We start from the raw sequence: 24,732 nt of genomic DNA, 5'->3' as shown, positions 1-24,732 counted from the left end.
GGACCGAGATGAGCCAGAGCGACGCAATTCTGCCGGCGGATGCACAAGCTGACCCGCCGGCGCCTGCCAAGGCGGCCAGCGGATTGCAGATCTACATCGTCGGCCTGCTGAGCTTCATCATCATGGTCATCGATGGCTATGATATCGGGTCAATGCCCGTCATCGTGCCGCATCTGGCGCAGCTTTGGGGGGAGTCACCGGCCCTGTTCGCACCGGCCTTGTCTGCCGTGGTCATTGGCCTTGGTCTCGGCGCCTTCTTTCTCGGCCCGCTGGGCGACAAGGTGGGGCGGCGGACGACGACCGTTGTGGCGCTGGGCGTTATCAGCTTCGCGACGCTCGGCACGTCATGGTCGCAGACGGTCAGTCAGTTGTTCTGGTGGCGCCTTCTCACGGGCACGGCGCTGGGCGCCTGCCTGCCCAACGTGCTGGCGATCCTCGCGGAGGTGATGCCGGCCAAGCGGCGGGCGAGCGCGATGACCATCGTCGGGTGCGGCATTCCTGTAGGTGCGGCGGGCGCCGGTATCGTGGTGCCGTGGCTCACGACCGGGCGCGGGTGGGAAGCGGCGTTCACCGTTCCGGCGACCTTCATGTTTGTGATCACGATTCTTCTCGCGCTGTTTCTCACGCGTCTGCCGGCGGCGCCCGTAGCGGTCAAAGCGGCGCGCGAGCGGGCGTGGCACTGGACGGACATTCCCATCTTGGCGCCGCTGGGGCGCGGCTATCTGCTGCGCACCACGCTGTTTTCCGCGTTGTTCTGCTTCAATGCGCTGTCCATGTACATGCTGGCCAGCTGGCTGCCGACGGTGCTGCGCGGGGTGGGCTTCAGCTTCCAGACCTCGGCCCATATGGCGTCCATCGTGCAGATCGGCGGACTGGTCGGCGGCCTCATTCTGGCTACGCAGATCGACCGTCACCGCACGATCCCGGCGCTGCTGGCAGGCTATGCGCTGGTGTCGCTCGGCTTGGTGGCGCTGGCGGTGCTGGCGCCGGCATTCGCCACCTGGGGCCTGCTGATGCTGATTATCGGCATGGGCGTCGGCGGCGCCCATATCGCCCTGACGGCCGTGGCCGCGAGCATCTACCCGATCACGATGCTGTCGGCCGCCATCGGTCTGGCGGTCGCCGTCGCGCGCGTGGGTGCCATGGCGGGCCCGCTCGTAGGCGGGGCGCTGATCGCTGCCAACATGTCCGCCGGCATGTTCTTTCTGGCGCTGCTGGTGCCGGTCGGCTGCTGCATCCTGTGCGTGCTCGCCTTCTCCAAGGCGCGGATCGCGACCGCGCCCTCCGCTCAGGAGGAGGCTGCAGCCTGAGCGGCCTCTTTCGTATCTGCGCCTTCTGAACTCTCAGAGGCCTCGGCAGCGCTCCCTCGCGGCGGGTGTTCGCTCGTCAGCAGATCGAGGAAGCGCTTGAGCCACCAGCGAATGTCCTGCGTTTCCACGCTGTCCATCATAGCCCGCCAGCGCGTCTTGCGCTCTTCGAGCGGCATGAGCAGCGCCTGGTGCAGCGCGTCGGCCAGTTCTTCCGGGCTGAACGGGTTGACCAGCAGGGCATCCTGCAATTGCTCGGCTGCGCCGGCATAACGCGAGAGAATGAGCACGCCGGGATTTTCCGGGTCTTGCGCCGCGACATATTCCTTCGCGACCAGGTTCATCCCATCCCGCAATGGCGTCACCAGTGCGGCGCGCGCGGAGCGGTACATGCCGGAGAGGGCAAGCCGATCATAGCCACGGTTCACATAGCGCAACGGCACCCAATGGGCGGTGGCGAACTCGCCATTGATATGGCCCGAGAGCGCATCGAGTTCGCGGCGGATGTCCTGATAGCTGGCGACCTGCTCGCGCGATGGCGGCGCGATCTGGAGGAAGGTGACCTTTTCCTGAAACTCGGGATGGTCCTGCAACAGGCGGCTGTACCCGTGAAAACGCTGCTCCATGCCCTTGGAATAGTCCAGCCGGTCGACCCCCATGATGAGGTCGCGGCCTTCGAGACTGCGCAGGATGCTTTCGCGCGCTTCATCGGCTTCCGGGGTGGTCGCGCTTTTGGCGAAGTCCCCCGCATCGATGCCGATCGGGCAGGCGACGACCCGCACGGTCCGGTCGCCGATGCGGATCACACCGTCCGATATTTCCGCCTCGGGGAACTGGTCGTGGACATAATAGAGGAAGGAATCGAGCCAGGCCTGGCACTGGAAGCCCAGGAGATCATAGGCGAACAGCGCATTCACCAGCTTGGCGTGGCTCGGCAGGGAGGTCAGCAGGCGCGCAACGGGCCAGGGCGTGTGGAGGAAGAAGCCGGTGCGGTTCGTAACGTCGCGTTTGCGCAGTTCCGCGCCGAGCGGGATGAGGTGGTAATCATGAACCCAGATCAGGTCTTCGGGCGTGATTAGCGGCAGTAGGGTGTCGGCGAAGCGCTCGTTCACCCTCGCATAACCGCCCGCGAAGTTGCGCTCGAATTCTGCGAGGTCGGTCCGGTCGTGAAAGAGCGGCCAGAGCGTGCGATTGGCAAAGCCGTTATAATATTCGTCGACATCCTGCGGCTCAAGGTCGACGGTGGCAGTGGTGACGCCATCACTCTTGCTGAAATTCACATGACCCGTGAACGTCTCGGTCTCGTTGCCCGACCAGCCGAACCAGATGCCGTTTGTCTCGCGCAGCGCCGAGGACAGCGCGACCGCAAGGCCGCCCTGATTGGCTTGTCCTTCCCCCGTCGGCGGGCTGACGCGGTTCGACACGATGACGAGGCGAGTCATCTGATGGTACTCCACGGTTTGCTGAGCAGAACGGCGCAGTTGATTAATCCAACCAACGAATAGGTTTGGGGATAGTTGCCCCACAGTTCACCCGTGGCTGGGTCGATATCCTCCGAGAGCAGTCCGGCGGCGGTGCGACGGCTGAGCATTTCCTCGAACAGCACCCGCGCCTCATCGACGCGTCCGGTGGCGTGCAACGCCTCGATCAGCCAGAAGGTACAGACGTTGAAGGCGGTCGAGGGCAGGCCGAAATCGTCCTCGGTGGCATAACGGAGCATGTGGCTGCCGCGCCGCAACCCCTGCTCGACGGCCTCCAGCGTGGTCTTGAATCGCGGATCGCCGGGCGAGAGAAAGCGAAGGTCCAGCAACTGGATGATGCTGGCATCCAGATCGTCGCCGCCGAATGTCGCGGACATCCGACCGGTATCCTCCCGCCAGGCCGCATCGATAATGGTCTGGCGCATGCTATCGGCGCGCCCCTGCCAGAAGGCGGCCCGCTCCGGCAGATCGAGCGCGGCGGCGGCATTGGCCAGTCGGTCGCACGCCGCCCAGCACATGGCGGCGGAGTAGGTGTGGACATGGCTGCGGGTGCGCAGCTCCCACAGGCCGGCATCGGGCTTGTCATAGACGTCCCACGCGCGCTCGCCCACGGCCTCAAGCGCATGGAAATCGTCGGTGCCGCCCATGCGCAGCAGCCGCCGATCAAAGAAGCTCTGGGTGCTGGAGAGGACGATCTGGCCATAGGCATCGTGCTGGATCTGCTCGGCCGCCTGGTTGCCGACGCGCACCGGCCCCATGCCGCGATAGCCGGCCAGCCCCGGCGCGATCCTTTCGGTCAGCGTGGCTTCGCCACCCACCCCATAAAGCGGCTGGATATGGCCACCGCGTGCATTGTCGACGAGGTTGCGCAGATATTCGAGATAACTCTCCAGAACATCGAGCGCCCCGAGCCGGTTGAGCGCCTGCACCGTGTAATAAGCGTCGCGAATCCAGCAGTAGCGATAATCCCAGTTGCGCCCGCTATCGGCATGTTCGGGCAGCGATGTGGTCAGGGCCGCGACGATCGCGCCGGTTTCCTCATGCTGGCACAGCTTGAGCGTGATCGCGGCGCGAATGACCGCTTTCTGCCATTCCACGGGCGTGGCGAGACCCCGCACCCAGCCCTGCCATTCACGGATCGTCCGGTCGAGCATGGTGTCCAGCGTAATGCGCAGATCGTCGGCAAAGCTCTCGTCTGGCCCGAGAAAGAAGTGCAGCGGCCGCTCGACACGGAACAGCCGCTCGTCCTCGATCCAGCCGACCGGCGCGGTGGTCGTCAGGCGCAGGGTCATGTCCGAGAGCATGTAGCGGATGTGATTGGTGCCGCGCGTGCGGTGCGGATCGCGCGCCCCCCAGTCGCGCGCCGGGCGCAGGCGGATTCGGATGCGCGGGCTGCCCGCCACCGGCTTGACGATGCGGGCATAAGCGACCGGACGGAACATGCGCCCGCTGCGGTGGAAACGCGGGCAGAAGTCGATGACCTCGATGGCATTGCCATGCTTGTCCTCGTGCCGCGTCACCAGCACCGGTGTGTTGCGGACATAATGCTGCGTCGTCTCCACGCAGTCTTCCAGATCGATTTCCCAGAAGCCGCGTGCGCCCTCGGCGGCGCGCGGGGCCGGGTCGAGCAGGGAGGAGAAGGCCGGGTCGCCATCCACCCGGGGCACGCAGCCCCAGACGAAGCGGCCAGCCCGGTCGATCAGGGCGGAGACCTGGCAATTGCCGATGGGCCAGAGGTCGAGTGTTGCAGTCATCAGAGCAGGTCCTCCAGCCAGGCATGTACGGCGCGCGGATTGGCAAGCTTGTATTGGGCCGCGGTTGGCTGCCGATCGCCCACGATCACCCCGACGCCGCCAAGCGCTTGGGCGGCGAGAAACGCGGCCTCGTCTGTCTCGTCATCGCCAAGGAACCAAGGCGAGGTGCCTGCCATGGGCGCGCGGCTCATCAGGGTGCGCACGGCCTTGCCTTTGTCGCCGCCGGGCATCCGCAGTTCCGTCATCATCTTACCGGGCTGGTAATGGAGGCCGAGGTCGTCAGCGAGGCGGGTGGCGAGGGCGGTGGCTTCCGCCTCGATCTGCGGCGCCATGCGGAAATGCAGCGCGACGCCATAGCTCTTGTCCTCGACGATCACCCCCTCATGCTGACCGGCGAAGGCGCGAAAGTCCGCAGCGGCCTCGTCCAGTCCCTTGGGCCGCACCGGATGCGCCGCGACGCCACGCCAGCGATGTTCGCTGCCATGGCTGCCGGAAACCGCCAGATCCTGCGCGATAGGGCCGAGAATGGCGTCGATCTGCGGGATCGAGCGCCCACTCACGACCGCCAGACGCCCATCGAGCCGCGTCGACAGCCGGGCGAGCAGGCTGCGCAGACGCTCGTCTGCGATCACCTCTTCGGGATGGTCGATCAGCTCGAAGAGCGTGCCGTCCAGATCCAGAAACAGGCTGAGATGGTCGAGGGTGTCGATTGAGGGCGCTGGAAGATCGAATGCGGACGGATGCGAAATGGTGATTCCCCTGTCATGCTTTGCGTCATGGTTTGCGTTATGGTTGGGTCCGCCGTGATTGGGTTCGGCGTGGCTCTCGTTGCGAACGCCCGCACATGGGGGCGGGTTCCTGTCTCGCGGCCTGGCCGAAGCGCGGCCGGGTCGCGTTCGTCGTCCGCGCATGATAGCGAGGCGCATGCTCAAGCCAACCCCATCCGCCATTTTGTTCGTCTGTCTCGGCAATATCTGCCGCTCGCCTTTGGCCGAGGCGGCCTTCCGCCACGAGGCGTCGCTGACCGGCCTCGATGTGACGGCGGACTCGGCGGGCACGGGCGACTGGCATGTCGGGCGGCCGCCCGATCCGCGCGCGCAGGCGACCGCGCTGCGTCATGGCATTGACATCTCGACCTATCGTGCGCGGCAGATCACCCAGGCGGATTTCCAGCGCTTCGACATGATCCTTGCGCTGGATGCGGACAATCTCGCCAGCATCCGGCGCCTCGCGCCCGCAGGGCATCGCGCTCATGTCGGCCTGTTGCTGGACATGGTGCCGGCGCGGGAGGGGCAGGCCGTGGCCGACCCCTATTTTGGCGATGAAGCCGGGTTCGATGTGACCTGGCGGGATGTGCAGGCGGCGGCGCGCGCGCTGGTCAGCCGGTTTTGATCTGCGCGTAGAGGCGGTCGATGTCGGCCGGGCGGGCGAGGTCGGTGCCCGGCGTCAGCACCGCCGCAGTGCCGCCGGCAATGCCATAGCGGAAGGCATCTTCCACCGGCCAGTCGCTGGCCAGCGCATAGACCATCGCGGCGACGAAGCTGTCCCCGGCGCCGACCGCGCTTTTCGCGTCGATGGGGATGGCGGGGTGATAGAGGGTGCTCTCTGCCGTCGCCAGCACCGCGCCTTCATGGCCAAGAGTGACCGCGACATAGCGGGCGCGGCCCGATCGCACGATCTCCTGCGCTGCCGCCGCAATGGCGTCCGGACCTTTCAGGTCGCGCCCGACGAGCTGCTGCAATTCGCCCTGGCTCGGCTTGACCAGCAGCACATGCTCGCCGCTAAGGCCGCCGCGCAGACCGGCGCCTGAACTGTCGAGCACGAAGCCGATGCCGCGCGGCGCCAGCGCGGCGGCAAGCTGCCCGTAGAAATCCTCGGGCACGCCGGGCGGCAGCGATCCGCTGGCGACGATATAATCGCAGTCCACTTGGCTGAGCTGGTCGAGCGCCAGCCGCCATTCGGCTTCATCCACCACCGGCCCCGGCGGCGTGAAGCGATATTCCTTGCCGCTGTCCTTCTCCAGCACCGAGGTCGCGACGCGGGTCTCGCCTTGAATGGGGATTCGCGCGCGCACCAGTTGATGCCGGTCGAGCAAGCCATCGAGCGCCACGCCGGTCGCCCCGCCGGACAGGTAATGCACCCGCGCATTGCCGCCCAGCCGCACGAACACGCGGGCGACATTGATGCCGCCGCCGCCCGGATTATGATATTCGCCAGCCGTCCGCATCTTGTGCGTGGCAAAGACCTTGTCGACCTCATAGGCCACATCGATGGTGGGATTGAGGGTGAGCGTGGCGATGTTCTTCATGCGCATGGGCTAGCAGGATGCGCGCGGCGATCAAAGCCGTGCCGCGCTGTGCGGCAGCCGGTTGCATTGGCAGAGCAGGCGCGGCACGATGACGAGCAGGGCGTTTACGCGCCTGGCAGCGCGAATTATGACAAGATAAGTTCGATTCGAATTGTTAGTTAGGTCAACTAAAGTTAGACATTGAACCAACGGAGCGGGTGAGACGACATTCGGCGCAAGATCGAATGGGCATCACCGGTTTGCTGGACTCCATCTGGGGTTCGGAAGGGAGAGTATGGCTGGAGATGCTGCGGACGGCCCGAATGACCATGGCCTGGATGATGGCGGCCCGCCACCATCTGCCGGGCCGGTGAGGCAGCGCCTCGGGGTGCTTCGGCAACTCCTGCTGGCGCTACTCTGCCTTCCGCTGCTGCTGACGATCAGTTCCGCCAGCGTTCAGGCCGTGCCGGGCGGCAATGAGCTGATCTCCAGCCATGCCTATGCGGTGTTCGGCACCCCCAAATACGGCCCCGGCTTCAAGCATTTCGACTATGCCGATCCCAAGGCGCCCAAGGGCGGCACGCTGCGGGTGGCCTATATTGGCGGCTTCGACAGTCTCAATCTCATGGCCCTGCTCGGCACGCCGCCCATCGGCATGATGCAGGTTTACGAGCCGCTGATGCGGCGCAGTTCGGACGAGCCGGCGATGCGCTACGCGCTGGTCGCTGAGTCGATCACCTATCCCAAAGATATTTCATGGATGGATTTCCATCTCGATCCCCGCGCCCGCTGGCATGATGGCGTGCCGATCACGCCCGAGGACATCATCTTCACCATCGATCAGGCCAAGGGTCTGGTGACGCCCTCGCTCAAACGGCTGGAGCAGGCCGTGACGCGTGCGGAAAAGCGCGGTCCGCACACGGTCCGCGTCTATTTCACCCAGCCCAATAATCCCACGCTGCCGACGGTAGTGATGGATATGTGGCTGCTCCCCCGCCATTATTACGCGAAGCACGCGCTCAATGCCGCCTCGCTCGACCGCCCCTTGGGCAGCGGCCCCTACAAGGTCGGCCGTTTCAGCCAGGGGCGCTGGATCGAATACGAGCGCGTGAAGGATTATTGGGCCAAGGATCTGGCGGTCAACAAGGGCCGATACAACTTCGACATCATCCGGCACGATTATTACCGGGACCAGACCGTGGCCTATGAGGCCTTCCTCGCCGGCAATGTCGACTTCCGACAGGAAACGAGCGCAGTGCGCTGGGCGAGCGAGAAGCAATTGCCGGCCTTCCGCGCGGGCCAGATCAAGCGGCAGGTCATCGATTACCGCAGCCCGTCCTTCTATCTGGGCATCGTCATGAACACGCGGCGGCCCGCGCTGGCGGATCGTCAATTGCGGCGCGCGCTGATGCTGGCCTATGATTTCGAGTGGGTGCGCCGGACCCTGCTCGCCGGGCATCATGGCCGCCTGCACAGCTTCTACACCAACAGCGAGTTTGCGGCCGAGGGACTGCCGCAGGGGCGGGAGCTGGAGCTGCTCCAATCCGTGCGGGACGAGGTGCCGGGCGAGGTGTTCACCAAGGCGCCGGACCTGCCCGTGGGCGGGAACTGGCGCAATCGCCGGGCCAACCTCATCGAGGCGGTGCGGATCCTGCGGGCGGCGGGCTATCGCTATCAGGACGGCCGGCTGATCGACAAGACGACCGGTCGCCCCATCACGCTCGAACTGATCAGCTATTCTCCGCTGATGGACCGGCAGGTTTCGCTCTTTGTCGAGAATGCGCGGCAACTGGGCATCGCCATCAGTTTCCGCTCGTTCGACAGCGCGCAGTTCCGGCATCGGCTGCGGCATTATGATTATGACCTGCTGCTCAACATCCCGATGTTCCCCGGCCATGAAACGCCGAGCATCGGCCAGACACTGATCTGGGGGTCGCACGCTGCGGATCAGCCGCAATCGCTGAACTATCCGGGCGTCAAGAATCCCGCAGTCGACAAGATGCTCGCGCAGATGATCACCGCGACGGACCGCGAGACCGTGGTCGGCGCGATGCGGGCGCTCGATCGCATCCTGCTGTGGAATTTCTACGCCATTCCTTTCCAGCATGATTATCCGGCGCCGGTGGGGCAGATGCCGATCACCTATTGGGACCGGTTCGGCATGCCGAGGAAGCAGCCCGCCTATAATTTCCCGATCATGACGCTGGATACGTGGTGGAGCGACCCCGGCAAGACGGCCGGGCACGCACAAGGACAGTCCTCATGACGGCACTCTGGTCCTATGTCGCCCGGCGGCTCCTGCTGATGGTGCCGACGCTGATCGGCATCGTCACGATCACCTTCATCATCATCCAGTTCGTTCCGGGCGGCCCGATCGACCAGATTCAGGCGCGGTTCGCCGGCACCGCGATGGACGCGACGGCCACCATCGGCGGCAGTGTGGATACCAGCGCGAGCAGCGGCATCATGCCCACCGGCGAGCTGGACCCGGCAATGGTGAAGGAGCTGGAGAAGCTCTACGGTTTCGACAAGCCGGTGCTCTATCGCTACTTCAAGATGCTCGGCGATTTCGCGCGGTTCGAGTTCGGCAATAGCTATTACAAGGACCAGCCGGTGATCGATCTGATCATCGAGAAGCTGCCGGTGTCGATCTCGCTGGGCCTTTGGACCACGCTCATCACCTATCTCGTCGCTATTCCGCTCGGCATCCGCAAGGCGGTGCGCGCGGGCACTGCGTTCGATGCCTGGTCGAGCTTCTTCGTGACCATCGGCTATGCCATTCCGGGCTTCCTGTTCGCGGTGCTGCTGGTCGTGCTGTTCGCTGGCGGCACATTCTGGAGCATCTTCCCGGCGCGGGGCCTGGTCTCGGACAATTGGGAGGAGCTGTCGCTCATCGGCAAGGTGCTCGATTATCTCTGGCACATCACCCTGCCGGTGGCCGCGATGGTCATCGGCGCCTTCGCTAACCTGACCATGCTCACCAAGAATTCGATCCTCGATGAAGTGGGCAAGCAATATGTGACCACGGCGCGGGCCAAGGGCCTCTCCGAGAACGGCGTGCTCTACGGCCATGTCTTCCGCAACGCGATGCTCATCGTCATCGCCGGCTTTCCGGCTGCCTTCGTCAGCGTGCTGTTCACCTCCTCGCTGCTGATCGAGGTGATCTTCTCGCTAGATGGCCTTGGGCTGCTGGGCTTCGAGGCGACGATCAACCGGGATTATCCCGTGATGCTTGGCTCGCTGTTCATCTTCTCGCTGCTCGGCCTGCTGACCAATCTGCTCGGCGACGTCACCTATGTGCTGGTCGACCCCCGCATCGATTTCGAAAGGCGGGACGTCTGATGAACGCCGAAGCGCCCGTCGCAGCCCCGGCCGTTCATTCCCGGCCTGTGCGCCCGATCAGCCGGATGAGCCCGCTCACGCGCCGGCGCTGGGCCAATTTCAAGGCCAATAAGCGCGGTTATTGGAGCCTGTGGATCTTCCTTGCGCTCTATGCGGTGACGCTGTGCGCCGAGCTGATCGCCAATGATAAGCCCATCTTGCTGAGCTATCGTGGCGAGATCTATGCGCCTGTTCTGCGCGCCTATCCGGAGACCACATTCGGCGGCGTGTTCGAGACGGAGGCCAATTATCAGGACCCCGCCGTGCGGGCGATGATCGCTGAGGGCGACGGCTGGGCGATCTGGCCGATCATCCCCTACAGCTACCGGACGATCGATTACGATATCCCCGTCACCGCGCCGTCGCCGCCCTCCGCACGCCATTGGCTGGGCACAGACGACCAAGCGCGCGATGTGCTGGCGCGCATCATCTACGGCTTCCGCCTCTCGGTGACCTTCGGCCTGCTGCTCACCTTTTTCAGCTCCATCATCGGCATCACCGCCGGCGCCATACAGGGCTATTTCGGCGGGTGGACCGACCTCATTTTCCAGCGCTGCATCGAGATCGTGCAGAGCCTGCCGATGCTCTACCTGCTGATCATCATGGCCAGCTTCCTCACGCCCAGCTTCTTCACGCTGCTCGGCGTGCTGCTGCTGGTGAGCTGGATGACGCTGGTGCACGTCGTGCGCGCCGAGTTCCTGCGTGCGCGCAATCTGGATTATGTCCGCGCCGCCCGGGCGCTCGGCCTTGGCAACCGGACGATCATGTTCCGGCACATCCTGCCCAATGCGATGGTCGCGACCATCACGTTCCTGCCGTTCATCGTCTCCTCGTCGATCACGATCCTCACGGCGCTGGATTTTCTCGGCTTCGGCATGCCGCGCGGATCGCCCTCGATCGGCGAACTGCTCAACCAGGCGAAGAACAATCTCTATGCACCGTGGCTCGGCATCGCGGGGTTCGCCGTCATGGCCACCATGCTCTCGCTGCTCATCTTCATCGGCGAAGCGGCGCGGGACGCCTTCGATCCAAGGAAATCGACATGAGCGCCACGGACAGGCCCCTGCTTGCGGTCGACAGGCTGTGCTGCTCGTTCCGCTCGGAAGGCCGCATCGTCGAGGCGGTCAGGGACGTCTCCTTCACGCTGGAGAAGGGCCAGACGCTGGCGCTGGTCGGCGAGTCCGGCTCGGGCAAGTCCACCGCTGCCATGTCGATCCTGCAATTGCTGCCCTATCCCGTGGCGTTCCATCCATCGGGCTCGATCCGGCTGGACGGGCAGGAGATCGTCGGCGCCAGCGAACGCACGATGCAGACGCTGCGTGGCGCACGCATCGCACTGATCCCGCAGGAGCCGCTGACTGCGCTCAACCCGCTGCACACCATTGACCGGCAGATCATCGAGGCGATGAAGCTGCACGATCCCGCGATCAGCCGGGCGGCCGCAATCGCCAAGACCATCGATCTGCTCAAGCTGGTGGGGCTGCGCGATGCCGAGAACCGCCTCAAATCCTATCCGCACCAGCTCTCCGGCGGGCAGCGCCAGCGCATCATGATCGCGATGGCGCTCGCCAACGAGCCGGACCTGCTGATTGCCGACGAGCCGACCACCGCGCTCGACGTGACCGTGCAGGCGCAGGTGCTCGATCTGCTCAAGGATCTGCAGCAGCGGCTAGGCATGGCGATGCTGCTCATCACCCATGATCTGGGCGTCGTGCGGAAGATGGCCGAGCGCGTCTGCGTGATGACGCAGGGCGAGGTGGTGGAGGCCGGCGACACCAGCGAGGTGTTCGACAATCCCCAGCATGCCTACACCCGCAAGCTGCTGGACGCGACGCCGCGCGGCGAACCGCTGAAGATCGAGGGCGATCCCGCGCCGCTGGTACGCACCGAGGATTTGAAGGTCCATTTCCCGATCAAGGGCTGGTTCGGAAAGCCGCGCGCCTTTGTGAAGGCGGTGGATGGCGTGACGCTCTCCATTCCGCGCGGGCATACGCTCGGCGTCGTCGGCGAGTCCGGCTCGGGCAAGAGCACGCTCGGCCTCGCGTTGCTGCGCATCAGCCGCTCGGAAGGGCCGATCTGGTTCGAGAACGAGCCGCTGCACGAGCGCAACTGGAAGCAGATGCGGTCGCTGCGAAAGCGGATGCAGATCGTCTTTCAGGACCCCTTTGCCAGCCTCAGCCCCAAGATGACCATTGGCCAGATCGTCGGCGAGGGGTTGCCGATCCACCGACCCGACCTGACGCCAGCGGAGCGCTACGAGGCCGTCGCGACGATGATCGAGGAGGTCGGCCTTTCGACGGCGGTGCTGGATCGCTACCCGCACGAATTCTCCGGCGGCCAGCGCCAGCGCATCGCCATCGCCCGCGCGATCATCCTGCGGCCCGATCTCGTGATCCTCGACGAGCCCACCTCCGCGCTCGACATGTCCGTGCAGGCCCAGATCGTCGACCTGCTGCGCAACCTGCAGGCGAGCCATGGCCTGACCTATCTGTTCATCAGCCACGACCTCAAGGTCGTCCGCGCCCTCGCGCATGAAGTGGTGGTGATGCGCAATGGCAAGATCGTGGAGCAAGGCTCCTCGCAACAGATCTTCAACGCGCCGCAGACGGATTACACGCGTGATCTAATCGCGGCGGCGTTGGAGTTGCGGGCGCGGGCGGCGGCGTGATTGGGTTAGCAAGCCCGACCAGATGAATGTCCGCTATGCAGTGTTGGCTCGGTAAGTGAACGGCTGCAACGGTGTAGGGAGCTGTCAGGTAGCTATTACGCGGATGTTTTGATAGCTGAAGCGCGGTCATATCTAGTCTGCAAGATCGCGAAGGTTAGGCCGTACGCCGAACCCTTGCCCGCGCAGAAAATCCGCGTCGACCCCGGTTTTGTCAGTCAGGCAATGCCGCTCCACCCGCCGTCCGCCAGTAATCCAACCCGTAAAGCCACCGGGCACGTAAGCGTAATCACGTGCAATGAGGACTTGGGTCTCATCGAGTAAGGTCACGTCTTCTCGCGCATAGAGCGAGCGCCACTTTCGCTGATTGAGCCACTTTCCGGCATATGGATAAGCAGGGTCCTGCTGCTCCATGTCGGCACGGTCACGGACAACCGCCATCGAGCCGTAAATGTCGGCGCACCGTTCCTCAAACTCGTGACGGCTACCTATGGCGTTCAGCACATCCTCACCAGCGTAAGCGACAGCCGGCACAATTATAGTGCTGAGCAGCGAGGCTATGCAGATTTTCGACCAGGCAACCCCGCTTGCTCGACCATAAACCAGCGGATGCATACCGCCGATGCAAGCTCCGAAGACAAGCTCAGCACTACCGAACTCTACTTCGCTAAAATGTTTTACGGCTAAACCGGTGAGTAGACCTGAGAGCGCAAAGACCGGAGCCGCGAGGGCGGTGTAATGCAAGAAGGGCCGGCAGGCCGCGAGCAATGGAATGCCCAAAAGCAGACCGATTGGAATGGCAAAGAAGGCGCCAACGAAGGATACGAACATCACAGAAAGGAGAAAGTTGGCTCCATTCTCCCATCCACTACCGAGAAGGAATTGCGAATAAGTTGTACCGATGAACACCGGCGCTGCTAGCGCCGAGCCCAGCAGACACGCGATGAAAGATAGGAGGCCGAGATAGGCACAGCCGGATGGTTCGTCGGTGCTTTTAGCAGTCCTACGCCAGTGCATCTGCCCCCCCAATACAGCGATCATACTCCATATTCGTCTGCATGAACGTCATGTTTTTTACTACCGCTCGACATCTCTGATAGCTGCAAAGGCGTGGTGTCCGGAATGACCCTGTTGGTCTGTGAACGGCAAACGCCGCACTCGCCACCCCAGGCAAGGATCAATGCCGTTCCGTGCATTGTTGGCGGCGCCGCCGCTCGCTAGCCTTCTGCCGTCAAAAGCGATGTGAGGGAGAAGAGGATGTCGGCATTCAATCGGGCGGGGAGCCACGGCAGCGCGAGTCGGCGTGGGCGCGGCGTCCTGTTGGCCGGTCTCTCGCTTCTGGTCGCCAGCACCTCGGCCTGCACCCAGGCGGATACGCCCGTGGCCTCGGCCTCGGCGGCTTCCGCGACTGTCGCGCAGGCAGGTCCGATCCGCGCGTTCGGCAATCTCACCGTGTTCGAATTCGCGCCGCTCTTTATCGCCGCTGAATCCTATTATCCGGCTCCCGTCACGGTCGGGCGGGGGAGCGTTGCCAATCTTGTCGGCGAGCCCGGTGCGACGCCGGATGACAGCAGTGCGCCGGCCGACATCGCGACCAATGCCGAGACGCAGGCGCTGCGCTACTCGCTGCGCAATCCGGACATGCGGATCGTTATGACCGTCACCGAGGGGCTGTACCGCATCGTCGCGCGCAAATCGGCCGGCATCAACTCGCTGGCGGATCTCAAGGGCAAGCGGATTGCGACGATTTCCGTCACTTCGTCCGGCTTCTTCACCCAGAAGATGCTGAAAACCGTCGGCCTGTCCAGTGACGACGTCACCATGGTCGGCATGAAGCTGCCCGACATGCCGCAGGCGCTGGCCGACCGCAAAGTCGATGCCGTGGCGATCTGGGAGCCGGAAGTCGAGCGCGCCGCGCAGGCGATTGGCGATGATGCCATCGAGTTCAGCGGCAAGGGCGTCTATCGCGAGCTGTTCAATCTCAACACAACCGCGGGCGCGCTGGCCAATCCGCAGATGCGGCGGAACATCGTCGTTATGGTCCGCGCGATCATCGATGCCACGCAGGAGGTCCGCCGCAATCCCGCACGGGCGCAGGAGCTGGTGGCGCAGAACAGCGGCTATCCGCTCGAGCTGGTCAAGCAGAGCTGGTCCCACCACAATTGGCTGGCGGACTGGACGGGCGACCTGCTGGACGTGCTGGAGGAAGAGGAAGCCTGGCTCGCCAAACAGGACAAGCGCACGCCCCGCACCCGCGCACAACTCGCGACGCTGATCGACACGAGCGTGCTGGAGGAAGCCAAGGCTCTGCCACCGCTGCCCAAGCGGAAGTGACGTAACGCGGACCCTGGCCCTCAGCGCGACCGCTTCAGCCGCACGATCGTCTCGTCCAGCGCGGAAAGGAAGCGTGAGCGGTCCGCCTTGCTGAACGGCGCCGGGCCGCCGATGATGTCGCCGCCCGCGCGCAGATCGGCCATGATGGCGCGGGTCGCGATGGCGCTGCCGATGGACGCGGTGGTGAAGGGCTTGCCAGTCGGGGCGATCACGCTCGCGCCGGCTTTCAGGCAGCGATCGGCGAGCAGAATGTCGGCGGTGATGCAGATCGTCGTCGGGCCCGCCTGCTCGGCGATCCAGTCGTCGGCCGCGTCGAAGGCGTCGGACACGACCACCCGCTCGACCAGCGGATGATCGGGAATGCGGATGCGCTGGTTGCTGACGATCCTGACCGGCGTCTCATGCCGAAACGCCACCCGGTAGATTTCTTCCTTCACCGGGCAGGCATCGGCATCGACGAGGATCGCGATCATCTATCCTTGCCGGGCTTCTTGTGCGCGAAGGGCTTGGCGCCGCCCTTCCACTTGTTGGGCCCCTTCTTCTTGCCGGCGCCATGCGGGCCGGGCTGGGCCTGGTCCGGGCGGCCCCCATGCGGCCCGCGCGCCGCGGGTGCGCGATAGGGCTTGGGCGCATGGACGGGGCGGGCATTGTCGCGGCGATTGCGGCGCGCTTCCTCGCGGGGCTTGCCGTCGGTCGGCTGGATGTCGACCTCGTCATCCTCGCTGGCGGTGCGGCGCACGGCGTCGAGGAAGCGCGCAGCGACGCCACCCGCGACCTCGAACAGCGTTTCCTGCGCCGCGATGCGGATCGCGCCGATCTCGGTGCGGCTGATGTGGCCGCGCCGGCAGAGCAGCGGCAGGATCCAGCGCGGATCGGCATTCTGATTGCGGCCGACATTGAGGCGGAACCAGGCGCTCTGCTCGAAACCGGGGCGGGGACCGCGCGGCTCGGCGGGGGCATCGCTGCCCAGCAGGTCTTCGGGCTCGGGCAGGCGCGCGCGATAGGCATGGGCCAGCATCGCGGCGACATCTTCCGGGCTGCGCTCGGCCAGCAACTGGCGGCCCAGCTCATGATCCTGCTCGCTGAGTTCGACAGGGGCGCGCAGCGTTTCAAGCAGGCGCTGGGTATCGGCGCGGCGAATGTCGTCGGCGGAAGGCGGCGAAATCCAGTCCGCCTGGATGCGCGCGCCGCGCAGCATCGATTCCACCCGGCGGCGGCGCGGATAGGGCACGATGAGCACGGCGGTGCCCTTCTTGCCCGCGCGCCCGGTACGGCCGGAGCGGTGCTGCAGCGTCTCGGCATCGCGCGGAATCTCGACATGGACGACGAGACTCAGCGTCGGCAGGTCGATCCCGCGTGCGGCCACGTCGGTCGCCACGCACACGCGTGCCCGCCGGTCGCGCAAGGATTGCAGCGCTTGATTGCGCTCATTCTGGCTATGCTCGCCGGAAAGGGCAACGACCGCGAAGCCGCGCTCGACCAGCCCGGCATGGAGGTGGCGCACATTGTCGCGCGTCGCGCAAAACAGCATCGCCGTTTCCGCTTCGTGGAAGCGCAGCAGGTTCACCACGGCATGTTCGATGTCGGCCGGCGCCACAGCCATCGCCTGATAGCTGATGTCGCCATGGCCGCGCTCCTGCGTCACCGTCGAGATGCGCAGCGCGTCGCGCTGATAACGCCGGGCCAGCGCCACAATGGGGGCCGGCATGGTCGCGGAGAAGAGCAGGGTGCGGCGCTCCTGCGGCGTGCCGTCGAGAATTTCTTCCAGATCCTCGCGGAATCCCATGTCGAGCATCTCGTCGGCTTCGTCGAGCACCACGGCGCGCAGGGTCGAGAGGTTGAGGGCGCCGCGTTCCAGATGGTCGCGCAGGCGGCCGGGCGTGCCGACCACGATCTGCGCGCCATGCGAGAGCGCGCGGCGTTCCTTGCTCGCATCCATGCCGCCGACGCAGGTGGCGATGCGCGCGCCGGCCTTGCCATAGAGCCAGATCAACTCGCGGCTGACCTGCAGCGCCAGTTCACGGGTCGGCGCGATGATCAGCGCCTGGGGCAGGCCGGGCGGCGCCATGCGTTCGCCATCTTCCAGCAGGTCGGTGGCAATGGCGAGGCCGAACGCCACGGTCTTCCCCGATCCGGTCTGCGCCGAGACGATGAGGTCACGGCCATGCGCCTGCGCCTCCAGAACTTCGGCCTGAACGGGCGTGGGGTCGGCATAGCCGCGCTCGGCAAGGGCATTGGCGAGAAGAGGGGGGAGTGTGGAAAAGGGCATGTATCTCGCTAATCAAAAAAGAGTGGAGCGGTGGACCATCCTCGCCGCAAAGCCTGTTTCAAAGGCCTCATCTGCGCGCGTCATCCTGTTTGGTGGTCCGCCTTATGCGCCCCCCATACAGATATGGAGGGCATCTGGCTTGCAAAGTTTTGCGTGGCCGGGCCGATGACCCCTGCGGGGCGGGCTGAGGGCTAGATTTCCTCGCGGTCGAGCTTGCGGATGAAGCCGATGATGCCGGTCTGCCGGTGGCGCTTGAGCCGTTCGGCCTGCAGGATCGTGAGCACCTTGGCGAAACAGGCTTCGGCATCGTCATTGACGAGCACATAATCATAGCCGTCCCAGTGCGCGATTTCGCTGTGCGCGCGCGCCATGCGTCGCTCGATCACGTCGTTGCTGTCCGTGCCGCGTCCGCGCAGCCGCGCTTCCAGCTCGATCATCGAGGGGGGCAGGATGAACACGCGGACGACATCGCCGCCGGCAAGCTGGTGAAGCTGCTGCGCGCCCTGCCAGTCGATATCGAACAGCACGTCGTGCCCGGCTTCCAGCATCCCTTCCACCGGCGCGCGCGGCGTGCCGTAGCGATGATCGAACACATGCGCCCATTCGAGGAACTGGTTGTCCGTCACCATGGCGCGGAACCGCTCGAGATCGACGAAATGATAATCCTTGCCGTCGACTTCGCCGGGCCGCATCGGCCGGGTGGTGGCGGAGACGGACATGGTCAGGCCCGGATCATGCGCCAGCAGCTTGCGCGAGATGGTGGATTTGCCGGCCCCGGAAGGGGAGGACAGCACGAAAAGCATCCCCCGGCGCTTGAAGGACGCGGGCTGGGCAAGTGGATCGGCGGAAACGGGATCGGTCATGTCGGCCATGCTTGCTCCTGCCGTGAGTCTGTCGCCACGTCAATTGGCGGACTGAGACTTGGGCGGAGGAATCGCTTCCGCGCTCCCAGTCTGGAGGGCTTTTTGTGTGGATCGGTCGTCTTCCAGCGGCTTCGTTAAGCGCACGTAAAGCCAGCCGGTGCTATGGGTTATGTCATTGGAGGATGACATGATTATGCGGATTCTCCGCACCGAGCGCGGAGCAAAGGCTTTGGAACTTGGGCTGGTAACCAGCCTCACCGGTATCGCGGCATTGATCGCCGTGGCCTCACTCGGTTTGGGCTGACGAGCCTTCCGCGCTCTTAGTCCAATGTCATCTGGCGCCTTCTCTTTACCACCTCTCCACCATTTGCGGCGACGTTGAACCGACAAATGTGAGGAGTGCCCCATGCCGCGTCAGATATCACCTGCTGTTGACCGTGACCTTAAGCCCTTTGCTCGGCTGCGCGCAAATGAGCGGGGCGCGACGGCAGTGGAATATGGGCTGATCGCGGCGCTGGTGTCGCTGGCCTGCGTCATGGCGTTCCTGTCGCTCGGTATCAATCTCTCCGAGCTTTTCTTCGGCATCAGCAACAGCCTGTCGGGCCGATAAGGCGCGAGAAGCGGCAGCCTGCCGGATATTTTCCACCTTCGCGCGACGAGCAATTGCGTGACGCGAGAATGCGCTTAGGCTGTCTCCAATCATAAGCAGGAGAGCGTGCCCATGTTCGTCAAGTTCACCAGCCCGGACCGCGCCCCCGTCGCCGTCAATGCAACGCAGATTTCGTTCATCTCCAATGTCGGCGAGGGCACGCGTATTCGCTTTGGCGAAGGCCGTAGCGTGACGGTCGTTGAACCGCTCGATGAAGTGATCGACCGGCTGAACCGGACCAACCAGCTACCCGAAAGCTAGGGACTAGCGCGTCGAGACTTCAGCTGCCCGCGTTGAGATTGATCGGAGGAGCAAGCGGATTGGTCTCATCCGGGTTGGCTTGGTTTGCACCCGCACCGCTCGCTTCGCCCGACAAAGCGGCCGCGATCATCGCTTCCCAAATCTCTTCATTGCCTGCGCTGGCCATTGCCGCGTCCGGCTCGCGCATCGTGCGGAGCACTGCGCGTGCGTCCTCAACGCAATCTTCCCATTCCAGGTCCACAGACCGGCTGGCGCTCGGCTCGGTGCCATCAGCATTCTCGCTCAGCCGCAGTCCGGCGAGCACGCGCGCAATGCGCTCTATCAGGGGCGTATGGGAAATGGGCATGGGGACATCCTCCAGCATGGTCTCGCACAGCGGCACGCGGCCGCCGCGGACGCGACATGCCCACAGCAGCTTTGTGCCACTTCCATCTCGCTTGGGAGCTGGCCCTGATGAGACGCTTGTGCGCCCCGAAGGTTGCCGGACGCTCGCTCGGACGGGCGCCATTTGCTGCTGGCAGGATTAGGGGCCGCGCCTTAACGCAGTTTCGCGATCGTAAGCCCGTCCGCTTTGGCGCGGTCCTTCACCGATTCCTCGCTGCGGGTGAGCGCTTTGGCGATGGCTTTCAGCGCCATGCCCTTCTTCGCCAGCGTGTGCAGCTTGTCGATCTCGGCGGCGGTCCAGGGCTGGCGATGCCGCTCGAAGCGTCCGCCGGCGTCAGTCTTGGCCATCAGGCTGCACTCCTTTGCGATGGGCGGCCCGGTACCGCGCTCACCGCTTCTTCACGAACTCAGCGCGCAGCACCAGCCCCTTGATGCCCTCGTAGCGGCAGTCGATTTCCTGCGGGTCACCGGTGAGGCGGATCGACTTGATCAGCGTCCCGCGCTTGAGCGTCTGCCCCGCGCCCTTCACGGTCAGATCCTTGATCAGCGTGACCTGATCGCCATCGGCCAGCAGATTGCCGACTGCGTCGCGCACTTCCACCGCATCGGCCGCGCCCTGCTTGGCGGCCAGTTCGGAAGCCGGCAGCCACTCGCCGCTGGCTTCATCGAACACATAATCCTCGTCGCTAGTCTGCTCGCTCAACTGTCGTCCCCCATTTTGAGCGCGGCGATGAATGCTTCCTGCGGAATCTGCACGGAGCCATATTCGCGCATCCGCGCCTTGCCCTTCTTCTGCTTCTCCAGCAGCTTCTTCTTGCGGGTGATGTCGCCGCCATAGCATTTGGCGGTCACGTCCTTGCGCATCGCGGCGATGGTCTCGCGCGCGATCACCTTGCCGCCGATCGCCGCCTGAATGGGGATCTTGAAGAGGTGGCGGGGGATGAGGTCCTTCAGCCGCTCGCACATGTGGCGGCCGCGCTCCTCGGCGACGCCCCGATGGACGATCATGGAGAGCGCGTCGACCGGCTCGTTGTTGACGAGGATGCTCATCTTCACGAGGTCGCCCTCGCGCAGGCCGATCTGCTCATAGTCGAAGCTGGCATAGCCCCGGCTGATTGACTTCAGCCGATCGTAGAAATCGAACACCACTTCGTTGAGCGGCAGTTCGTAGCTCACCTGCGCGCGGCCGCCCACATAAGTGAGGCCGGTCTGGATGCCGCGCCGGTCCTGGCAGAGCTTGAGAATGCTGCCCAGATATTCGTCGGGCGTGTAGATCGTCGCCTTGATCCACGGCTCGTCGATCTGCTCGATGCGGCTGGGGTCGGGATAATCCGCCGGATTGTGCAGCAGGATCTCGCGCGCGTCCTCGGTCTTCGATTTGCGCAGCTGGATGCGATAGACCACCGACGGCGCGGTGGTGATGAGGTCGAGGTCATATTCGCGGGTCAGCCGCTCCTGGATGATCTCCAGGTGCAGCAGGCCGAGGAACCCGGCGCGAAAGCCGAAGCCCAGCGCCGCGCTGCTCTCCATTTCGAAGGAGAAGCTGGCGTCATTGAGGCGCAGCTTGGCGATGCTTTCGCGCAGCTTCTCGAAGTCCGCCGCGTCGACCGGGAAGAGCCCGCAGAACACCACCGGCTGCACTTCCTTGAAGCCGGGCAGGGGCGTGGTCGCACCGTTCTTCACCGTGGTGATGGTGTCGCCCACGCGGGTCTGCGTGATTTCCTTGATCTGCGCGGTGATGAAGCCGATCTCGCCGGGGCCAAGCTCGGGCAGCGTCTCGATCTTGGGGCGGAAGCAGCCGACGCGGTCGACCAGATGCTCCGTGCCGCCGATCATGAACTTGATGTTCTGGCCCTTCTTGAGCACGCCGTTGATGACGCGCACGAGGATGACGACGCCGAGATAGGGGTCGTACCAGCTGTCGACCAGCATCGCTTCCAGCGGCTTGTCCCGGTCGCCGCTGGGGGCGGGGATTTTCTTCACGATTGCTTCCAGAATCTCGTCAATGCCGATGCCGGCCTTGGCGCTGGCAAGCACCGCCTCGCTGGCGTCGATGCCGATCACATCCTCGATCTCCGCCTTCACCTTCTCGGGCTCGGCGGCGGGCAGATCGATCTTGTTGATGACCGGCACGATCTCATGGTCATGCTCGATCGACTGGTACACATTGGCCAGCGTCTGCGCTTCCACGCCCTGCGCGGCATCCACGACCAGCAGCGCGCCTTCGCACGCGGCGAGGCTGCGCGAGACTTCATAGGCGAAGTCGACATGGCCCGGCGTGTCCATGAGGTTGAGCTCATAGGTCTTGCCGTCGCTCGCGGTGTAATCGAGGCGCACGGTCTGGGCCTTGATGGTGATGCCGCGTTCCTTCTCGATATCCATGTTATCGAGCACCTGCGCGGTCATCTCGCGATCCGAGAGTCCGCCAGTGCGCTGGATCAAGCGGTCGGCGAGGGTCGACTTGCCATGGTCGATATGCGCGATGATGGAAAAGTTACGGATGTGGGCGAGGTCAGTCATTGCGCGCCGATAGCAGGCGGAAGGGTTCCGGCAAAGCCTTCTGAAAGAGGGCCCGCCGCGACCATTTCATACAAGACATGAGGAGCGCCGCCTGTCATGCGCCGCCGCCGTGCAGTCGTTAACCTTGTGCCGCCATTTTGCTGTGATAAACAGCGGGCCTTGTGGTTCGGCAGGGGCGTCGACTGCATAATCCTTGTGGGTGAGGTAACACATGAAACTATCGATCAAACTGGCGCTGGCGCTGTCCGCGATCGGCCTGGTGGTGCAGCCGGCCATGGCGCAATCCTCGGGGCGCAAGGCGCAGGACAAAGGCACGCGCGACATCCCGCGTTGCACCAAGAATCTGGGCACCGTCGCCATCGTCGAGCCGGACACGCAGTGGTGGCGCGAGCTGAGTCTCGGCAGCCCCGAAGCGATCCTGCGCATCTTCATCCAGCAGTCCGGCTGCTTCACGCTCGTTAACCGCGGGCGCTCGATGCAGAACCGCGCGATGGAGCGCGCCCTGGCCGATCAGGGTGAACTGCAAGCCGGCAGCAACATCGGGCGCGGTCAGGTGAAGGCGGCGGACTATTTCCTCCAGCCGGACATCGTGACCTCCAACAAGAATAGCGGCGGCAACGCTCTGGGCGGCATGCTGGGCGGCTTCCTGGGCCGCAGCACGTTCGGCGCGCTGGCCGGCGGCATCAACATCAAGAAGAGCGAAGCCAATGTGACGCTCTCCATCGTCAATGCGCGCACCACGGTCGAGGAAGCGATGACCGAGGGCTATTCGCGCAAGTCGGATCTGAGCTTCGGTGCCGGCGGCGGCGCGGGCTGGTGGGGCGGTTTCGCCGGCGCGGCTGGCGGCGGCTACCAGAACACGGATATCGGCCAGGTCATCGTGCTGGCCTATCTGGATGCCTATACCAAGCTGGTAACGCAACTCGGCGGACTGCCCGCCAACGCCTCGGCAGCGGCGCCCGCTGCACGCTGAGCGGCATCGGTACATCGATCTGAAAGGGCGGGCCGAATGGTCCGCCCTTTTCGTTTGGGCGCGCCTATGTCTCCACGGGCATCGCTCTCATGCGCACGGCCCTTGCCTCGCGCGCAGCCTCGGCTAGGCTGCCCTGCGCAAGACACATTTTCTGGAGAGGCCGTTCCATGCGTCATATCGCCATCATCGGGTCTGGCCCTGCCGGCTATTATACCGCGGAAGCCTGCCAGAAGCAGTTCGGCGAGGATGTGGCGATCGACATCATCGACCGGTTGCCCGTTCCCTTCGGCCTTGTTCGCACGGGTGTCGCGCCGGATCACCAGTCCATCAAGGCCGTATCCCGCCGCTATGAAGCCGTGGCCTTGACCGACACGGTGCGCTTCGTCGGCAATCTCGTCATCGGGCGCGACGTGTCGATCCCGGAACTTCAGGGCCTTTACGATGCCGTGATCCTCGCCACCGGCGCGCCGTCGGATCGCCCGTTGGGCGTGCCCGGCGACGATCTGCCCGGCGTCATCGGCAGCGCCGCTTTCGTCGGCTGGTATAATGGCCATCCCGATCATGCCGATCTCGCACCGCGGATCGACGAGCGGGATGTGGTCATCATCGGCAATGGCAATGTCGCGCTGGATTGCGCCCGCATCCTCGCCAAGACCGCGCGCGAGCTTGAGGAGAGCGATGTCGTCGCTCATGCCTATGACATTCTCAAAAAGGCGCAGCCCCGCTCGATCACCATCTTGGGTCGGCGCGGCCCGGCGCAGATTGCGATGACCCCCAAGGAGCTGGGCGAACTCGGCCGGCTGGAGCGCGCCTCCGTCCATGTCGACCCCGCCGATCTGCCGCCCACGTCGGTGGATGAGGCGCTGGAGCCGGGACAGCGCAAGTCGCTGGCGCTGCTCCGCCAGTTCGCCGAGCCATCGCCCGAGAAGGTGGTTGCGATCCGGTTCGATTTCTTCGTCGTTTCCGAGCGCGTGGAGGGGGAGGGGCGCGTCGAGCGGCTGGTGCTGGAGCGGACCCGGCTCGATGCGCAGCAGCAGAGCATCGGCACCGGCGAGCGTGTGACCATGCCCGCCGATCTCATCATCAGCTGCATCGGCTATCGCACGCCGCCCATTCCCGACGTGCCCTATGACGAGGCGCGCGGCCGCTTCGCCAATGAGGAGGGCCGCATTCGCCCGGGCCTCTATTGCGTCGGCTGGGCGCGGCGGGGGCCGAGCGGCACCATCGGCACCAACAAGCCCGACGGCTTCCTGATCGCCGAAGCCATCGCTGCCGACCAGCCCGCCGCCGCCGGCAAGCAGGGCCGGGCTGGCCTGGACGCGCTCATTGCCGAGCGCGATCTGGAGATCGTCACCTTCCGTGATTGGCAGAAGATCGACGAAGCCGAAATCGCCCAAGCCCGCTTGGGCGCCCCGCGCGAGAAGTTCGTGCGGATCGCGGATATGGTGAAGGCGGGGCGGGGGTAGGGGGCGCTCTCCGGCCGCCGCTTCTTTGATCCCACTAATTATACATGCCCGCACCGGTCTCACCGTTGCGGCGACTCGGCTCGCGCAGACGTCGCGCCGCGGCACTTCGATTTGATCCTGCGGTCGCCGCCTGCTTTG

General features: G+C 64.7%; 23 protein-coding genes. 11 read left to right on the top strand and 12 right to left on the bottom strand.

Annotation, left to right across the window (positions count from 1 at the left end; translation table 11 throughout):
* The first annotated feature begins 8 nt into the window (after positions 1–8).
* On the top strand, positions 9–1,310 hold the full coding sequence (locus tag M2343_RS09715) for an MFS transporter (protein ID WP_264576485.1): 1,302 nt from the start codon (positions 9–11) through the stop codon (positions 1,308–1,310).
* Here the strand turns inward: M2343_RS09715 and M2343_RS09710 are convergent.
* From M2343_RS09710 to otsB, 3 genes are read right to left on the bottom strand one after another with little or no spacing between them, the layout of a single operon-like run.
* Positions 1,289–2,749 (bottom strand): alpha,alpha-trehalose-phosphate synthase (UDP-forming), encoded by a 1,461-nt coding sequence (locus M2343_RS09710; RefSeq protein ID WP_264576484.1) that lies wholly within the window; start codon positions 2,747–2,749, stop codon positions 1,289–1,291. The two genes, M2343_RS09715 and M2343_RS09710, sit on opposite strands and share 22 nt — an antisense overlap.
* Entirely contained in the window at positions 2,746–4,542 is a 1,797-nt protein-coding gene (locus M2343_RS09705; RefSeq protein ID WP_264576483.1) for a glycoside hydrolase family 15 protein, read from the bottom strand. The genes M2343_RS09710 and M2343_RS09705 overlap by 4 nt, the downstream gene beginning before the upstream one ends.
* Positions 4,542–5,453 carry a trehalose-phosphatase gene (gene otsB, locus M2343_RS09700; protein WP_264576482.1) on the bottom strand — a complete coding sequence of 304 codons (912 nt, stop codon included), beginning with the start codon at positions 5,451–5,453 and terminating at the stop codon, positions 4,542–4,544. The genes M2343_RS09705 and otsB overlap by 1 nt, the downstream gene beginning before the upstream one ends.
* 13 nt (positions 5,454–5,466) lie before the next feature.
* On the opposite strand from otsB, the gene M2343_RS09695 reads away from it, so the two are divergent.
* Positions 5,467–5,934: a low molecular weight protein-tyrosine-phosphatase gene (locus tag M2343_RS09695; protein ID WP_264576481.1), complete on the top strand. Its 468-nt coding sequence runs from the start codon at positions 5,467–5,469 to the stop codon at positions 5,932–5,934.
* Here M2343_RS09695 and M2343_RS09690 read toward each other — a convergent pair.
* A complete protein-coding gene (locus M2343_RS09690; RefSeq protein WP_264576480.1) occupies positions 5,921–6,850 on the bottom strand; it encodes a 1-phosphofructokinase family hexose kinase in 930 nt (309 codons plus the stop codon). The genes M2343_RS09695 and M2343_RS09690 overlap by 14 nt on opposite strands.
* 274 nt (positions 6,851–7,124) lie before the next feature.
* Here M2343_RS09690 and M2343_RS09685 point away from each other — a divergent pair, with 274 nt between their 5' ends.
* The 4 genes from M2343_RS09685 to M2343_RS09670 all read left to right on the top strand — a co-directional run bounded on the left by M2343_RS09685 (position 7,125) and on the right by M2343_RS09670 (position 12,878).
* Entirely contained in the window at positions 7,125–9,095 is a 1,971-nt protein-coding gene (locus tag M2343_RS09685; protein ID WP_264576479.1) for an extracellular solute-binding protein, read from the top strand.
* Positions 9,092–10,171, top strand: coding sequence for a microcin C ABC transporter permease YejB (locus M2343_RS09680; RefSeq protein WP_264576478.1), 1,080 nt, complete (start codon positions 9,092–9,094; stop codon positions 10,169–10,171). The genes M2343_RS09685 and M2343_RS09680 overlap by 4 nt, the downstream gene beginning before the upstream one ends.
* 65 nt (positions 10,172–10,236) lie before the next feature.
* Positions 10,237–11,256 carry an ABC transporter permease gene (locus M2343_RS09675; RefSeq protein WP_413716048.1) on the top strand — a complete coding sequence of 340 codons (1,020 nt, stop codon included), beginning with the start codon at positions 10,237–10,239 and terminating at the stop codon, positions 11,254–11,256.
* Complete coding sequence (locus tag M2343_RS09670) at positions 11,253–12,878, top strand: ABC transporter ATP-binding protein (protein WP_264576476.1); 1,626 nt, start codon at positions 11,253–11,255, stop codon at positions 12,876–12,878. The genes M2343_RS09675 and M2343_RS09670 overlap by 4 nt, the downstream gene beginning before the upstream one ends.
* A gap of 132 nt (positions 12,879–13,010) precedes the next feature.
* On the opposite strand, the gene M2343_RS09665 is transcribed toward M2343_RS09670, so the two are convergent.
* Complete coding sequence (locus tag M2343_RS09665; protein WP_264576475.1) at positions 13,011–13,916, bottom strand: hypothetical protein; 906 nt, start codon at positions 13,914–13,916, stop codon at positions 13,011–13,013.
* A 216-nt stretch (positions 13,917–14,132) separates the two neighbouring features.
* On the opposite strand from M2343_RS09665, the gene M2343_RS09660 reads away from it, so the two are divergent.
* Entirely contained in the window at positions 14,133–15,209 is a 1,077-nt protein-coding gene (locus tag M2343_RS09660; RefSeq protein WP_264576474.1) for an ABC transporter substrate-binding protein, read from the top strand.
* 20 nt (positions 15,210–15,229) lie between these two features.
* On the opposite strand, the gene M2343_RS09655 is transcribed toward M2343_RS09660, so the two are convergent.
* From M2343_RS09655 to gmk, 3 genes are all read right to left on the bottom strand, one after another.
* Positions 15,230–15,679 (bottom strand): YaiI/YqxD family protein, encoded by a 450-nt coding sequence (locus M2343_RS09655; protein WP_264577533.1) that lies wholly within the window; start codon positions 15,677–15,679, stop codon positions 15,230–15,232.
* A complete protein-coding gene (locus M2343_RS09650) occupies positions 15,679–17,478 on the bottom strand; it encodes a DEAD/DEAH box helicase (RefSeq protein ID WP_264576473.1) in 1,800 nt (599 codons plus the stop codon). The genes M2343_RS09655 and M2343_RS09650 overlap by 1 nt, the downstream gene beginning before the upstream one ends.
* Before the next feature lie 191 nt (positions 17,479–17,669).
* Complete coding sequence (gene gmk / locus M2343_RS09645; protein ID WP_181558811.1) at positions 17,670–18,350, bottom strand: guanylate kinase; 681 nt, start codon at positions 18,348–18,350, stop codon at positions 17,670–17,672.
* A 397-nt stretch (positions 18,351–18,747) separates the two neighbouring features.
* On the opposite strand from gmk, the gene M2343_RS09640 reads away from it, so the two are divergent.
* Together M2343_RS09640 and M2343_RS09635 are read left to right on the top strand one after the other, a co-directional pair.
* On the top strand, positions 18,748–18,951 hold the full coding sequence (locus M2343_RS09640) for a Flp family type IVb pilin (protein ID WP_264576472.1): 204 nt from the start codon (positions 18,748–18,750) through the stop codon (positions 18,949–18,951).
* Between the two features lie 111 nt (positions 18,952–19,062).
* A complete protein-coding gene (locus M2343_RS09635; RefSeq protein ID WP_181558812.1) occupies positions 19,063–19,251 on the top strand; it encodes a flagellar FlbD family protein in 189 nt (62 codons plus the stop codon).
* Between the two features lie 19 nt (positions 19,252–19,270).
* Here the strand turns inward: M2343_RS09635 and M2343_RS09630 are convergent, their stop codons facing one another.
* The 4 genes from M2343_RS09630 to lepA form a co-directional block, all read right to left on the bottom strand.
* Positions 19,271–19,597: a hypothetical protein gene (locus tag M2343_RS09630; protein WP_264576471.1), complete on the bottom strand. Its 327-nt coding sequence runs from the start codon at positions 19,595–19,597 to the stop codon at positions 19,271–19,273.
* Between the two features lie 191 nt (positions 19,598–19,788).
* Positions 19,789–19,983: a hypothetical protein gene (locus M2343_RS09625; protein ID WP_181558813.1), complete on the bottom strand. Its 195-nt coding sequence runs from the start codon at positions 19,981–19,983 to the stop codon at positions 19,789–19,791.
* Between the two features lie 40 nt (positions 19,984–20,023).
* Positions 20,024–20,338, bottom strand: a complete 315-nt coding sequence (locus M2343_RS09620) for an alkylphosphonate utilization protein (protein ID WP_181558814.1) — start codon at positions 20,336–20,338, stop codon at positions 20,024–20,026.
* Positions 20,335–22,155: a translation elongation factor 4 gene (gene lepA / locus M2343_RS09615; RefSeq protein WP_264572150.1), complete on the bottom strand. Its 1,821-nt coding sequence runs from the start codon at positions 22,153–22,155 to the stop codon at positions 20,335–20,337. Before lepA ends, M2343_RS09620 begins: the two co-directional genes overlap by 4 nt.
* A gap of 211 nt (positions 22,156–22,366) precedes the next feature.
* Between lepA and M2343_RS09610 the strand changes: the two genes are divergently transcribed.
* On the top strand, positions 22,367–23,128 hold the full coding sequence (locus M2343_RS09610; RefSeq protein ID WP_181558816.1) for a CsgG/HfaB family protein: 762 nt from the start codon (positions 22,367–22,369) through the stop codon (positions 23,126–23,128).
* A gap of 167 nt (positions 23,129–23,295) precedes the next feature.
* Positions 23,296–24,594 carry an FAD-dependent oxidoreductase gene (locus M2343_RS09605; protein WP_264572152.1) on the top strand — a complete coding sequence of 433 codons (1,299 nt, stop codon included), beginning with the start codon at positions 23,296–23,298 and terminating at the stop codon, positions 24,592–24,594.
* Positions 24,595–24,732 lie beyond the last annotated feature (138 nt).

The organism is Sphingobium sp. B8D3B (assembly GCF_025961875.1).
In the GTDB taxonomy this organism is placed as follows: domain Bacteria; phylum Pseudomonadota; class Alphaproteobacteria; order Sphingomonadales; family Sphingomonadaceae; genus Sphingobium.
Note: the sequence above shows the minus strand (reverse complement) of the source record. Positions and strands in the feature narration are given on the sequence as shown.